The sequence below is a fragment of the Streptomyces flaveolus genome, from assembly GCF_000716535.1.
Classification (GTDB): domain Bacteria; phylum Actinomycetota; class Actinomycetes; order Streptomycetales; family Streptomycetaceae; genus Streptomyces; species Streptomyces flaveolus_A.
Genome location: NZ_JNWV01000010.1, coordinates 54,707 through 68,319, shown reverse-complemented (window position 1 = coordinate 68,319; position 13,613 = coordinate 54,707). Strand labels below are relative to the sequence as shown.

General features: G+C 70.8%; 10 protein-coding genes. 8 read left to right on the top strand and 2 right to left on the bottom strand.

The features are described from left to right. Positions 1 to 353: 353 nt before the first annotated feature. The 8 genes from OO52_RS12275 (at position 354) to OO52_RS12240 (ending at position 11,683) form a co-directional block, all read left to right on the top strand. Complete coding sequence (locus OO52_RS12275) at positions 354 to 1,352, top strand: LacI family DNA-binding transcriptional regulator (RefSeq protein WP_030643313.1); 999 nt, start codon at positions 354 to 356, stop codon at positions 1,350 to 1,352. 128 nt (positions 1,353 to 1,480) lie between these two features. Beyond that, positions 1,481 to 2,833 carry an ABC transporter substrate-binding protein gene (locus tag OO52_RS12270; protein ID WP_030643311.1) on the top strand — a complete coding sequence of 451 codons (1,353 nt, stop codon included), beginning with the start codon at positions 1,481 to 1,483 and terminating at the stop codon, positions 2,831 to 2,833. A gap of 5 nt (positions 2,834 to 2,838) precedes the next feature. Then, entirely contained in the window at positions 2,839 to 3,792 is a 954-nt protein-coding gene (locus OO52_RS12265; protein WP_030643309.1) for a carbohydrate ABC transporter permease, read from the top strand. Then, the gene (locus tag OO52_RS12260) at positions 3,789 to 4,670 is read left to right on the top strand and encodes a carbohydrate ABC transporter permease (RefSeq protein ID WP_030643307.1); all 882 of its coding nucleotides are present in this window, start codon (positions 3,789 to 3,791) and stop codon (positions 4,668 to 4,670) included. Before OO52_RS12265 ends, OO52_RS12260 begins: the two co-directional genes overlap by 4 nt. Positions 4,671 to 4,703: 33 nt before the next feature. Further along, positions 4,704 to 6,311, top strand: coding sequence for a glycoside hydrolase family 13 protein (locus tag OO52_RS12255; protein ID WP_030643305.1), 1,608 nt, complete (start codon positions 4,704 to 4,706; stop codon positions 6,309 to 6,311). Positions 6,312 to 6,368: 57 nt separating this feature from the next. After that, positions 6,369 to 8,546 carry a discoidin domain-containing protein gene (locus OO52_RS12250; RefSeq protein WP_030643303.1) on the top strand — a complete coding sequence of 726 codons (2,178 nt, stop codon included), beginning with the start codon at positions 6,369 to 6,371 and terminating at the stop codon, positions 8,544 to 8,546. A gap of 188 nt (positions 8,547 to 8,734) precedes the next feature. Next, positions 8,735 to 10,783: a phosphocholine-specific phospholipase C gene (locus OO52_RS12245; protein ID WP_030643293.1), complete on the top strand. Its 2,049-nt coding sequence runs from the start codon at positions 8,735 to 8,737 to the stop codon at positions 10,781 to 10,783. A 66-nt stretch (positions 10,784 to 10,849) separates the two neighbouring features. Next, positions 10,850 to 11,683 carry a phospholipid scramblase-related protein gene (locus OO52_RS12240; RefSeq protein ID WP_030643291.1) on the top strand — a complete coding sequence of 278 codons (834 nt, stop codon included), beginning with the start codon at positions 10,850 to 10,852 and terminating at the stop codon, positions 11,681 to 11,683. 93 nt (positions 11,684 to 11,776) lie between these two features. Here OO52_RS12240 and OO52_RS12235 read toward each other — a convergent pair whose 3' ends face one another. Both OO52_RS12235 and OO52_RS12230 read right to left on the bottom strand, forming a co-directional pair. After that, on the bottom strand, positions 11,777 to 12,730 hold the full coding sequence (locus OO52_RS12235; RefSeq protein WP_030643288.1) for a hypothetical protein: 954 nt from the start codon (positions 12,728 to 12,730) through the stop codon (positions 11,777 to 11,779). Continuing rightward, positions 12,727 to 13,527, bottom strand: coding sequence for a phosphatase PAP2 family protein (locus OO52_RS12230; protein WP_030643286.1), 801 nt, complete (start codon positions 13,525 to 13,527; stop codon positions 12,727 to 12,729). Before OO52_RS12230 ends, OO52_RS12235 begins: the two co-directional genes overlap by 4 nt. Positions 13,528 to 13,613: the final 86 nt, after the last annotated feature.

The window sequence follows — 13,613 nt, the reverse complement described above, 5'->3', positions numbered from 1 at the left end:
GCGTTCAGGTCGCCGACGGCGCCGGGCCGGCACGACGGCTCCGCCGGCCGGCGCGGGCCTGCCGTTTCTCTGGCGGGCGCCCCGAGTTCTTGCGCACCCGTGGGCTCGTGCGGACGCCCCCGAGTTCGGGCGCCACGCCTCTGGCTCGTGCGGGCGCCACAGACTCCTCACGCACGCCACAGCCTGGTGCGGGCGCCACAGCCTCCTCGCACACCACCGACGCTCGTGCGGGCTCCACCCGCTCCTCACGCACCCCACCGACTCATGCGCACGCCACCCACTCCTCACGGACCCGATGCCCCGCCGACGTCGCAACGCAAGCCACTTGCGTGATTTGCGCTACGCTTGCGTCCATGACGCGACGACTTGCGGAAGTGGCGAAGAAGGTCGGGGTCAGCGAGGCCACGGTCAGCCGGGTCCTCAACGGCAAGCCCGGAGTCTCCGAAGCCACCCGGCAGGCGGTGCTGACGGCTCTCGACGTCCTCGGCTACGAGCGCCCGACCCAGCTGCGCGGTGAGCGCGCCCGGCTCGTCGGTCTCGTCCTGCCCGAGCTGCAGAACCCGATCTTCCCGGCGTTCGCCGAGGTCATCGGCGGTGCCCTGGCCCAGCTCGGGCTGACCCCGGTGCTGTGCACCCAGACCAAGGGCGGGGTGTCGGAAGCGGACTACGTCGAGCTGCTGCTCCAGCAGCAGGTCTCCGGCGTCGTCTTCGCCGGCGGCCTGTACGCCCAGGCCGACGCGCCGCACGACCACTACCGGCTGCTCGCCGAGCGCAACATCCCGGTCGTGCTGGTCAACGCGGCCATCGAACACCTCGGCTTCCCGGGCGTGTCCTGCGACGACGCCGTCGCCGTCGAGCAGGCCTGGCGGCACCTGGCCTCCCTCGGCCACGAGCGCATCGGGCTGGTGCTCGGCCCCGGTGACCACGTGCCGTCGGCGCGCAAGCTGGCCGCCGCCCGGGCGGTCGCCGGCGATCTGCCGGACGAGTTCGTCGCGCGGGCCATCTTCTCCATCGAGGGCGGCCACGCGGCCGCCGCACGGCTGATCGACCGGGGCGTCACCGGCATCATCTGCGCCTCCGACCCGCTGGCGCTCGGCGCCGTGCGGGCGGCGCGCCGCAAGGGGTACGACGTTCCGGGCCGGATCTCGGTCGTCGGCTACGACGACTCGGCGTTCATGAACTGCACCGAACCCCCGCTGACCACAGTCCGCCAGCCCATCGAGGCCATGGGGCGCGCGGCCGTGGAACTGCTGAACGCGCAGATCGGGGGCACCGCCGTACCCGCCGAGGAGCTGCTGTTCGAGCCGGAGCTGGTGGTGCGCGGCTCCACCGCGCAAGCCCCGCGGGACTGAACTCCGGAAGATCCAGCCTGCTGTCGAACAATTGCAGATTCTGCGCGACATCTTGCGGTCCGATGTCGGCGGTGCTTGAGTGTGCGACGCCCACCGCTCCTGCCATGAGTGCCATGAGGGGTCCACCGATGAGACACACCGGGTTCCGCCGTGCCGTCCTCGCGATCGGCGTCTGTTCCTCCCTCGCCCTCGCCGCCACCGCCTGCGGGTCCGGTGACGACGGCTCGGCGAGCGGCAAGACCCGCATCACCGTCAACTGCGAGCCGCCCAGGAGCGCCAAGCTCGACCGCTCCTTCTTCGAGGCGGACATCGCGGCCTTCGAGGAGGCCAACCCGGACATCGACGTCGTCGCGCACGACGCCTTCCCCTGCCAGGACCCGAAGACCTTCGACGCCAAGCTCGCCGGCGGCCAGATGGAGGACGTGTTCTACACGTACTTCACGGACGCGCGGCACGTCGTCGACGTCCGCCAGGCCGCCGACCTCACCCCGTACCTCAAGGAACTCAAGAACTACGACAGCATCCAGAAGCAGCTGCGGGACATCTACACCGTCGACGGGAAGGTCTACGGCATCCCGCGCACCGGATACTCGATGGGGCTGATCTACAACCGCGCGCTCTTCGAGAAGGCCGGCCTGGATCCCGACAAGCCCCCGGCGACCTGGGACGAGGTCCGCGCCGCCGCCAAGAGGATCGCCGCCCTCGGCGACGGCACCGTCGGCTACGCCGACTACAGCGCGCAGAACCAGGGCGGCTGGCACTTCACCGCCGAGCTGTACTCCCAGGGCGGCGACGTCGTCAGCGCGGACGGCAAGAAGGCCACCATCGACACCCCCGAGGGCCGCGCCGTCCTGAAGAACCTGCACGACATGCGGTGGACCGACGACTCGATGGGCAGCAAGCAGCTCCTCGTCATCAACGACGCGCAACAGATGATGGGTTCGGGCAAGCTCGGCATGTACCTCGCCGCCCCCGACAACATCCCGATCCTCGTCAAGGAGAAGGGCGGCAACTACAAGGACCTCGCCCTGGCCCCCATGCCGGGCGGCAAGGGCACCCTCATCGGCGGCGACGGCTACATGTTCAACAAGAAGGCCACGCCCGCCCAGATCCGGGCCGGCCTGAAGTGGCTCGACCACATGTTCCTCACCCCCGGCAAGGGCTTCCTCGGCGACTACGCGCGCGCCAAGAAGCACGACGCCCCCGTCGGCCTGCCCGAGCCGCGCCTGTTCACCGGCGCCGCCGACGCCACCGACCAGCGGGTGAAGAAGGCCAACGCCAACGTCCCGGTGGAGAACTACCAGGCGTTCCTCGACGGCAACCACAAGCTCCAGCTGAAGATCGAGCCGCCGCACGCCCAGCAGATCTACTCCGTCCTCGACGGCGCCGTCTCCGCCGTCCTGACCAAGAAGGACGCCGACATCGACCAGCTTCTCAAGGAGGCGTCCGGCAAGATCGACAGCATTCTGGCCCGGAGCTGACCACCATGACGAAGACGGCCGAGCGACGGCCCGAGGCGCAGGCCTCGGCTCTCCCGGTCCAGGCGCCGCCCCCGGCAGGGGACCGGAGGCGGCGCCGCCTGACCGACCAGATCCGCGCCTACGGCTTCCTCCTCGGCGGCCTGCTCTGCTTCGCCCTGTTCTCCTGGTACCCGGCGATCCGCGCGGTCGTCATCGCCTTCCAGAAGTACACCCCGGGCTCACCGCCCGAGTGGGTCGGCACCGCCAACTTCACCCGGGTCCTGCACGACCCCGAGTTCACGGCCGCCTGGCGCAACACCCTCACCTTCACCCTGCTGGCCCTCCTGATCGGCTTCGCGATCCCCTTCGTCCTCGCCCTCGTGCTCAACGAGCTGCGGCACGCCAAGGCCTTCTTCCGGGTCGTGGTCTACCTGCCGGTGATGATCCCGCCGGTGGTCAGCGCCCTGCTGTGGAAGTGGTTCTACGACCCCGGAGCCGGCCTGGCCAACGAGACGCTCCGCTTCCTGCACCTGCCCACCTCCAACTGGTCCAACGGCGCCGACACCGCGCTGATCTCGCTGGTCATCGTCGCCACGTGGGCCAACATGGGCGGCACCGTCCTCATCTACCTGGCCGCCCTCCAGTCCATCCCCGGCGAGCTGTACGAGGCGGCCGAACTGGACGGCGCGAACCTCCTCCAGCGCGTCCGGCACGTCACGGTCCCGCAGACCCGGTTCGTGATCCTGATGCTGATGCTCCTTCAGATCATCGCCACCATGCAGGTGTTCACCGAACCGTTCGTCATCACCGGCGGCGGCCCCGAGAACTCCACCGTCACCGTCCTCTACCTCATCTACAAATACGCCTTCCTCTACAACGACTTCGGCGGCGCCTGCGCCCTCAGCGTGATGCTCCTGCTGCTGCTCGGCGCCTTCTCCGCGGTCTACCTGCGGCTCACCCGCTCCGAGGGGGACGCATGACCACCGGCACCCGCACCCTGATCTCCCCGGCCACCCTCGCCCGCCCGCGCGGCAAGGCCCTCTACTGGACGGTGTTCACGGCCGTCGTCGTCCTCTTCGCGCTCGCCTTCCTCTTCCCCGTCTACTGGATGGTGACCGGCGCCCTGAAGTCCCCGGACGAGGTGGCCCGGACCCCGCCGACGCTCCTCCCCGAGCACTGGCACCTCAGCGGCTACACCGACGCCTGGGACCTCATGGAGCTCCCGCGGCACCTGGGGAACACGCTCGTCCAGGCGGCCGGTGCCTGGGCCTTCCAGCTGGTGTTCTGCACGGCCGCCGCCTACTCCCTGTCCAAGCTGAAGCCCGCCTTCGGCAAGGTGGTGCTCGGCGGCATCCTCGCCACCCTCATGGTCCCGGCACAGGCGCTGGTCGTCCCGAAGTACCTGACCGTCGCCGACCTGCCGCTGATCCACACCAGCCTGCTCAACGACCCCCTGGCCATCTGGCTGCCGGCCGTCGCCAACGCCTTCAACCTCTACCTGCTCAAACGGTTCTTCGACCAGCTCCCGCGCGATGTCCTGGAGGCCGCCGAGATCGACGGCGCCGGCAGGCTCCGCATCCTGTGGTCCGTCGTCCTGCCCATGTCCCGGCCGGTGCTCGGCGTGGTGTCGATCTTCGCGCTGGTCGCCGTCTGGCAGGACTTCCTGTGGCCGCTGATGGTCTTCTCCGACACCGGAAAACAGCCGATCAGCGTGGCCCTGGTCCAGCTCTCGCAGAACATCCAGCTCACCGTGCTCATCGCCGCGATGGTGATCGCCAGCATCCCGATGGTGGCGCTGTTCCTCGTCTTCCAGCGGCACATCATCGCCGGGATCAGCGCGGGCAGCACCAAGGGCTGACGCCGCCGCCCCGTCTACAGAAAGGCAAGCTCAGTGGGACAGCCCAGCCATGCCCGGAAAGACCCTGACTGGTGGCGCTCGGCCGTCATCTACCAGGTGTACGTCCGCAGCTTCGCGGACGGCGACGGCGACGGCACCGGCGACCTCGCGGGCGTCCGCGCCCGGCTGCCGTACCTCGCCGAACTCGGCGTTGACGCCCTGTGGTTCACGCCCTGGTACGTGTCTCCGCTGAAGGACGGCGGCTACGACGTCGCCGACTACCGGGCCATCGACCCCGCCTTCGGCACCCTCGCCGAGGCCGAGAAACTCATCGCCGAGGCCCGTGAGCTGGGCATCCGGACCATCGTCGACATCGTGCCCAACCACGTCTCCGACCAGCACCCCTGGTTCCGGGCCGCGCTCGCCGCGGGGCCCGGCAGCCCCGAGCGCGAGCTGTTCCACTTCCGGCCCGGCCGCGGCGCGCACGGCGAACTCCCGCCGAACGACTGGCCGTCCCAGTTCGTCGGCTCCACCGAGCCGGTGTGGACCCGGCTGCCCGACGGCGACTGGTACCTGCACCTGTTCACCCCCGAGCAGCCCGACCTCAACTGGGCGCACCCGGCGGTCCGCCAGGAGCACGAGGACATCCTGCGCTTCTGGTTCGAGCGGGGCGTCTCCGGCGTCCGCATCGACTCGGCGGCCCTCCTCGCCAAGGACCCGGACCTCCCCGACCTCGCCACGCACCCGGAGCCGCACCCGTTCGTCGACCGCGACGAACTCCACGACATCTACCGCTCGTGGCGCCGGGTCGCCGACGAGTACGGCGGCGTGTTCGTGGGCGAGGTCTGGCTCCCCGACCCCGAACGCTTCGCCCGTTACCTGCGCCCCGACGAACTGCACACGGCCTTCAACTTCTCCTTCCTGTCCTGCCCCTGGGACGCCGGCCGGCTGCGCGCCTCCATCGACACCACGCTCGCCGAGCACGCCCCCGTCGGCGCCCCGGCCACCTGGGTGCTGTGCAACCACGACGTCACCCGCACGGTGACCCGGTACGGCCGCGAGGACACCGCCTTCGACTTCGCCACCAAGGCCTTCGGCACCCCGACCGACCTCGCGCTCGGCACCCGCCGGGCGCGGGCCGCCGCCCTGCTGTCGCTCGCGCTGCCCGGGTCGGTGTACCTCTACCAGGGCGAGGAGCTGGGCCTGCCGGAGGCCGAGATCCCGGCCGACCGCATCCAGGACCCGATGTACTTCCGCTCGCGGGGCGTCGACCCCGGCCGCGACGGCTGCCGGGTGCCGCTGCCGTGGGCCGCCGAACTGCCGTACGCGGGCTTCGGTTCCCGCGAGGAGCCCTGGCTGCCGCAGCCGGCCGACTGGCCCTCGTACGCGGTCGACCGTCAGCAGCGGGACCCCCACTCCCTGCTCACGCTCTACCGCGAGGCCATCGCGCTGCGCCCCGAGTTCGGCGACGGCCCCCTGACCTGGCTGCCCGCCCCCGACGGCGTGCTCGCCTTCTCCCGCGCGGACGCGGCGCTGTGCGTGGTCAACCTCGCTGCCACGCCCGCCGACCTTCCCGCGCACTCCCGGCTCCTGCTCAGCAGCGGCCCGCTGGACGACGCGGGCCGGCTGCCGCAGGACACGGCGGCCTGGCTGCGCGCCTGAGCCGCGCCCGTACGCACCTTGCTATCCCACGCACCCCCACCACGAAGGGATCAGCACATGCACAGCAGCACCGCCGGACACCTCCGGCGCATGCCGGCCATCGGGGCGGTCGTCGCCCTCGCCGCCGGAATGCTCGTCACCGTCGCCCCGGCCGCCCACGCGGCCGCGGGTGCCACCCTCCCCTTCACCTCCGTGGAGGCCGAGTCGGCGACCGGCAACGGCACGAAGATCGGCCCGGACTACACGCAGGGCAGCCTCGCCTCGGAAGCCTCCGGCCGGCAGGCCGTCCGGCTGTCCGCCGGGCAGCGGGTGGAGTTCACCGTGCCGCGCGCCGCCAACGCGGTGAACATCGCCTACAGCGTGCCGGACGGCCAGTCCGGGGCCCTCAACGTGTACGTCAACGGCACCCGGCTCACCAAGACCCTGCCGGTGACCTCCAAGTACTCGTACATCGACACCGGCTGGATCCCCGGCGCCAAGACGCACCACTTCTTCGACAACACCCGGATGCTGCTCGGGCAGACCGTCCAGGCCGGCGACAAGGTCGCCGTCGAGGCGGCCGGCGTCCAGGTCACCGTCGACGTCGCCGACTTCGAGCAGGTGGCAGCGGCCGCCGGCCAGCCCGCCGGATCGGTGTCCGTCGTCTCCAAGGGCGCCGACCCCAGCGGCAACGGCGACTCCACCCAGGCCTTCCGGGACGCCATCGCCGCCGCACAGGGCGGCACGGTGTGGATACCGCCGGGCGACTACCGCATCACCTCCTCGCTCAGCGGCGTGCAGAACGTGACCCTGCAAGGTGCCGGCAGCTGGTACTCGGTCGTGCACACCTCCCGCTTCATCGACCAGTCCGGCTCGGCGGGCAACGTCCGTATCAAGGACTTCGCGGTCATCGGCGAGGTCACCGAACGCGTCGACTCCAGCCCGGACAACTTCGTCAACGGCTCGCTCGGGCCGAACAGTTCGGTCTCCGGCATGTGGATCCAGCACCTGAAGGTCGGCCTGTGGCTCACGGGCAACAACGACAACCTGGTGGTGGAGAACAACCGCATCCTCGACACCACCGCCGACGGCCTCAACCTCAACGGCACGGCGAAGGGCGTCCGCGTCCGCAACAACTTCCTGCGCAACCAGGGCGACGACTCCCTCGCCATGTGGTCGCTGTACTCCCCGGACACCGACTCCAGCTTCGAGAACAACACGATCTCGCAGCCCAACCTCGCCAACGGCATCGCCATCTACGGCGGCACCGACATCGCCGTACGGAACAACCTGATCTCCGACACCAACGCCCTCGGCAGCGGTATCGCCATCTCCAACCAGAAGTTCCTCGATCCGTTCAGCCCCCTCGCGGGCACCATCACGGTCGACGGCAACACGCTGGTGCGCACCGGTGCGATGAACCCCAACTGGAACCATCCGATGGGCGCGTTGCGCGTCGACTCCTACGACAGCGCCATCAACGCCACCGTCAACATCACCAACACGACGATCACCGACAGCCCCTACAGCGCCTTCGAGTTCGTCTCCGGCGGCGGGCAGGGCTACCCGGTGCGGAACGTCAACGTCACCGGCGCGACCGTGCGGAACACCGGCACGGTCGTGGTCCAGGCCGAGGCGCAGGGCGCGGCGACCTTCAAGAACGTCACCGCCACCCAGGTCGGCGCGGCCGGCGTCTACAACTGCCCCTACCCGGCGAACTCCGGCTCCTTCGCCCTCACCGACGGCGGCGGCAACTCCGGCTGGTCCAGCACCTGGTCGGACTGCTCCACCTGGCCGCAGCCCGGACAGGGCAACCCGGAGCCCGACCCGAACCGCAACCTCGCCAAGGGCCGTCCGGCCACCGCGACCGGCTCCCAGGACGTCTACACCCCCGGCAAGGCGGTCGACGGTGACGCGAACTCGTACTGGGAGTCCGCCAACAACGCCTTCCCGCAGTCCCTCACGGTCGACCTCGGCTCCTCCTACGCCGTGCGCCGCCTGGTGCTGAAGCTGCCGCCGTCCTCGGCCTGGGGTGCCCGTACCCAGACCGTCACGGTGCTCGGCAGCACCGACGGCTCCGGCTACTCGACCGTGCTGGGCGCGCAGGGCTACCGCTTCGACCCGGCCACCGGCAACACCGCGACCGTGACCCTGCCGAGTGGCACGAACCTGCGCTACCTGCGCCTGACCGTCACCGCCAACACGGGCTGGCCGGCTGGCCAGTTCAGCGAGGTGGAGGCGTACACGACGTCCTGAGCGCCGTCGTCCGCCGCCGCGTCACCGGGTCAGGGGCGACCCGGTGACGCGGCACCACGCGTACCGCCGAGTTTCACACGGGCGCCATCACACCCTTCCCTGACGTTTGCTGCTCTTGGAACACTCGCTCCGCGCGGATTCCGTCATCTGGCGGCATCGCGTACGTCAGGATGAGAGGACCCTCACCCATGCCCGAAGTCAACCGGCGGCGCTTCCTCCAGATCGCCGGCGCCACCACGGCGTTCACGGCGCTGTCCAGCAGCATCCAGCGCGCGGCCGCCCTGCCCGCCCACCACCGCACCGGATCGGTGGAGGACGTCGAGCACATCGTCGTCCTCATGCAGGAGAACCGTTCTTTCGATCATTACTTCGGCTCGCTCAGAGGAGTCCGCGGCTTCGGCGACCCCCGTGCGGTCACCCAGAACGGCAGGTCCGTCTGGAAGCAGTCCGACGGCACGAAGGACGTCCTGCCCTTCCACCCGGACGCCGACGACCTGGGCCTGGCCTTCATCCAGGACCTCCCGCACGGCTGGAACGACGGACACACCGCCTTCGCGGGGGGCAAGTACGACAAGTGGGTGCCCGCGAAGTCCGCGACGACGATGGCGTACCTCACGCGCGAGGACATCCCCTTCCACTACGCCCTCGCGGACGCCTTCACCATCTGCGACGCCTACCACTGTTCGTTCATCGGCTCCACGGACCCGAACCGCTACTACATGTGGACGGGCTACACCGGCAACGACGGCAAGGGCGGCGGCCCGGTCCTCGGCAACGACGAGGCGGGCTACGGCTGGACCACGTACCCCGAGCGCCTGGAGCGGGCCGGGGTCTCCTGGAAGATCTACCAGGACGTCGGCGACGGACTCGACGCGAACGGCGGCTGGGGCTGGATCGACGACGCCTACCGCGGCAACTACGGCGACAACTCGCTGCTGTACTTCAACCAGTACCGGAACGCCAAGCCCGGCGACCCGCTGTACGACAAGGCCCGCACCGGCACCGACGCCCGCAAGGGCGAGGGCTTCTTCGACCGGCTGAAGGCGGACGTCCAGGGCGGCAAGCTGCCCCAGGTCTCCTGGATCGTCGCCCCCGAGGCCTTCACCGAGCACCCGAACTGGCCCGCCAACTACGGCGCCTGGTACGTCTCCCAGGTCCTGGACGCGCTCACCTCCGACCCCGACGTGTGGGGGAAGACCGCGCTGTTCATCACCTACGACGAGAACGACGGCTTCTTCGACCACGTCATCCCGCCCTACCCGCCGGCCTCGGCCGCCCAGGGCAAGTCGACGGTCGACCCCGCGCCGGACCTCTTCAAGGGCGACGCCGGCCATGTCGCCGGCCCCTACGGGCTCGGCCAGCGCGTGCCGATGCTGGTGGTCTCCCCCTGGAGCAAGGGCGGGTACGTCTGCTCCGAGACTCTCGACCACACCTCGATCATCCGGTTCATCGAGCGTCGTTTCGGTGTACAGGAGCCGAACATCTCGCCCTGGCGGCGGGCCATATGCGGCGACCTGACCAGTGCTTTCGACTTCTCCCGCAAGGACACCGCGCGGGTCGTGCTGCCCTCCACGGCCGGTTACCAGCCCAAGGACCACGACCGCCACCCCGACTACGTCCCCAAGCCTCCCGCGAGCGGCACCCTTCCCAAGCAGGAGCAGGGCAGCCGGCCCACCCGGCCGCTGAAGTACGCCCCCGTGGTGGACGGCACGGCGGACACCGCGGCCGGCAAGTTCACGCTCACGTTCGGCTCCGGGGCGCACGCGGGCGCCGTCTTCCTCGTCACGTCCAACAGCCGGACCGACGGCCCCTGGACGTACACCACGGAGGCCGGCAAGACGCTCTCGGACACCTGGAACTCGGCGTACTCCGGCGGCGACTACGACCTCACCGTGCACGGCCCCAACGGCTTCCTGCGCGTTTTCAAGGGCCGCAACAAGGTCGCCGGTCCCGAGGTCACCGCCCGGCACAAGGGCGACGACATCGAGCTCACCTTCACCAATAAGGGCTCCGGCACGGCGAAGCTGAAGCTGGTCAACGGCTACCACGGTGGCCCGGCGACGGTGACGGTCCGGCCCGGCGCGACCGTGCGGCACACCGTCGCGCTCGCGGCGAGCAAGCGCTGGTACGACCTGACCGTGACCTCCGAGGCCGACCCGGCCTTCCTGCGCGGCTTCGCCGGGCACGTGGAGAACGGGCGGCCCGGCGTCAGCGACCCGGCGATCGTCACGGGGTGAACGGGCGATGAACACCGCTCCGTGCGGGCTGGTCAGGTACCGGTCACAGCAGGGTAGTGTGCCCCGGTGACCACGCAATCGAACACTCCTGCAGGCTGGTACCCCGATCCGCACGGAGCGGCGCAGACGCTCCGCTACTGGGACGGCACGCAGTGGACCGAGCACACCAATCCGGCCCAGCAGGGCGCCGGACAGGTCCCGCCGCAGCAGGCCGCCTTCCCGCAGCAGCAGGCCGGCGACGCCAAGGTGCAGCGTCAGGTGCAGCAGCAGGCCGGTGTCGCGGCCGGCGGCCCCGGCGGCGGCACCCTCTTCACCGAGCCCGTCCTGGTCGTGAACCAGAAGGCCAAGCTGATCGAGCTGACCAACGAGTACAAGGTCATGGATCAGAGCGGCCGGGAGATCGGCTCGGTCACCCAGGTCGGGCAGGGCGTGCTGCGCAAGATCCTGCGCTTCGTCTCCAGCCTGGACCAGTTCCTCACCCACAAGCTGGAGATCCGCGACGCCTACGGCCAGCCGCAACTGCTGCTGACCCGGCCCGCGAAGATCTTCAAGTCGCGGGTGGTCGTGACCCGCCCGGACGGCTCGCCGGTCGGCGAGATCGTCCAGAAGAACATGATCGGGAAGATCAACTTCGCGATGATGGCGAACGGCCAGCAGGTCGGCGCGATCAAGGCGGAGAACTGGCGCGCCTGGAACTTCGCGATCGTCGACCACGCCGACAACGAGGTCGCCCGGATCACCAAGACCTGGGAAGGCCTCGCCAAGACGCTGTTCACGACGGCGGACAACTACGTCCTGCAGATCCACTACCAGCTCCCCGAACCGCTGCTGAGCCTCGTGGTGGCCACGGCGCTGACGGTGGACACCGCGCTCAAGCAGGACGCGCGCGGCTGGGGCTGACCGGCACGTCCGGACGGCAGGAAGCAGTACGGCGACGGCGGCCGGTGCCCGCGGAACGCTCCGCGCACCGGCCGCCGCCGTATGTCCGGGTGGTCACAGTGCCGTGAGATGCCCCGGCTGGTCCGGCTGCCGGGGCAGCAGCACCGGTTCCGCGGTCGCCGTGCCCGGCTCCAGTGCCAGCACCGCTGCCACCGGGTGCTCGTCGTCCGCGTCATGGCCGCCGGACGCGGGTGCCGTCCGGGTCAGCAGCACGACGCCCCACGCGGCCAGCCCCGCGCCGGCCAGGGCCAGCAGCACCCCGGCGGCACCGCCCTGGAGGCCCTGCCCGAGCAGGCTGAGGCCGATCACCGCGGCGGCCACCGGGTTGGTGAGGGTGACCACGGCCAGCGGGGCGCCTAGACCGCCGCGATAGGCAGTCTGGGACAGCAGCAGCCCGCCGACGGCGAACGCGGCGACGAGCACGGCGACCACGATCACCTCGGTGCTCAGCGCCGGGCCCGACCGGTCCGTGGCCGCGACGGTCACCGTCTGGGTGAGCGCGGAGGCGACACCGGAGGCGAAGCCGGACGCGGTGGCGTGCCTGAGGCCCGGCCGGGCGCCGGGCCAGGACAGCAGACCGATCGCGGCGGCGGTCGTGCCGGCGACCACCAGGGCCTCGGTCAGCGACAGCACCCGGGCGGGCGCCGGGCCGGAGGCGGTGACCAGCAGCGCGGCGAGCCCGAGCAGCGTGAGTGCCGTACCGCGCCACTCCGCGGCGCTGACCCGCCGGCCGGCCGCCCGCGCCCCCAGGGGCACCGCGGCGACCAGGGTGAGCGCGCCCAGCGGCTGTACGACGGTCAGCGGGCCGTACTTCAGGGCGACGACGTGCAGCAGCGCGGCGGCGGCGTTCAGCCCGACCGCCGACCACCAGGCACCGGTGCCCAGCAGCCGCAGCAGGCCGGTGCCGGCGCTGCGCGAGGCGAGGCGCTCCTGGGCGACGGCGGCCAGCGCGTAGGCGACGGCCGACACCAGCGACAGGCCGAGGGCGGCCACGGCGGCGGCGCTCATCGGCCCGCTCCCGCCAGGACGGCCTCGTGCGGGCTCAGCAGACCGGTCCCGCGTCCCGCCGTGCCGGCCGTCCGCCGCGGCGGAGGGACGACCGTGAGCGCGAGACCGAGCATGGCCGTGGCGACGATCGCGTCGAGCCAGTAGTGGTTCGCCGTGCCCACGATCACCAGCAGGGTGATCAGCGGGTGCAGCAGCCACAGCCCGCGCCACCGGGACCGGGTGGCGGCCATGAGGCCGATCGCCACCATCAGCGCCCAGCCGAAGTGCAGCGAGGGCATCGCCGCGAACTGGTTGGAGAGGTGGTCGCTGGACGGCGGGCCGTACACGGACGGGCCGTAGATCCGGGCGGTGTCGACCAGGCCCGTCCCGGTCAGCATGCGCGGCGGGGCCAGCGGGAACGTGAAGGGCAGGACGAGGGCGGCCGTGGTGAGGACCGCGAGGACCCGGCGGGCCCAGACGTAGTGCACGGGCCGCCGCAGGTACAGCCAGACCAGGAAGGCGAGCGTGGCCGGGAAGTGAACGGTCGCGTAGTAGGTGTTCGCCAGGTGGACGAGGGTGTCGCCGTGCAGCAGTGCGGACTGCACGCCGGCCTCGTCGGGGAGATGGGCGCTGCGCTCCAGGTGCCAGACGTGCCGGGCGTTGCGGAAGGCGTCGGCGGTGTGACCGGTGGCCAGTTGGCGGCCCAGTTTGTAGACCAGGAAGAGCCCGGCGACCAGCAGGAACTCACGTATCAGAGACGGACGGGCCGGAGTCTCCGGTTCCGTGTCCGCCTCCGCAGGCTCGGTTCGGGCATTCATCCCCCGGCCCCTTCGCTGACGGTGGTGCGTGTCGTGGTGCGGACGAGCCCCGGTCCACACCGGAACTCATCGATACGTTGCCGTAC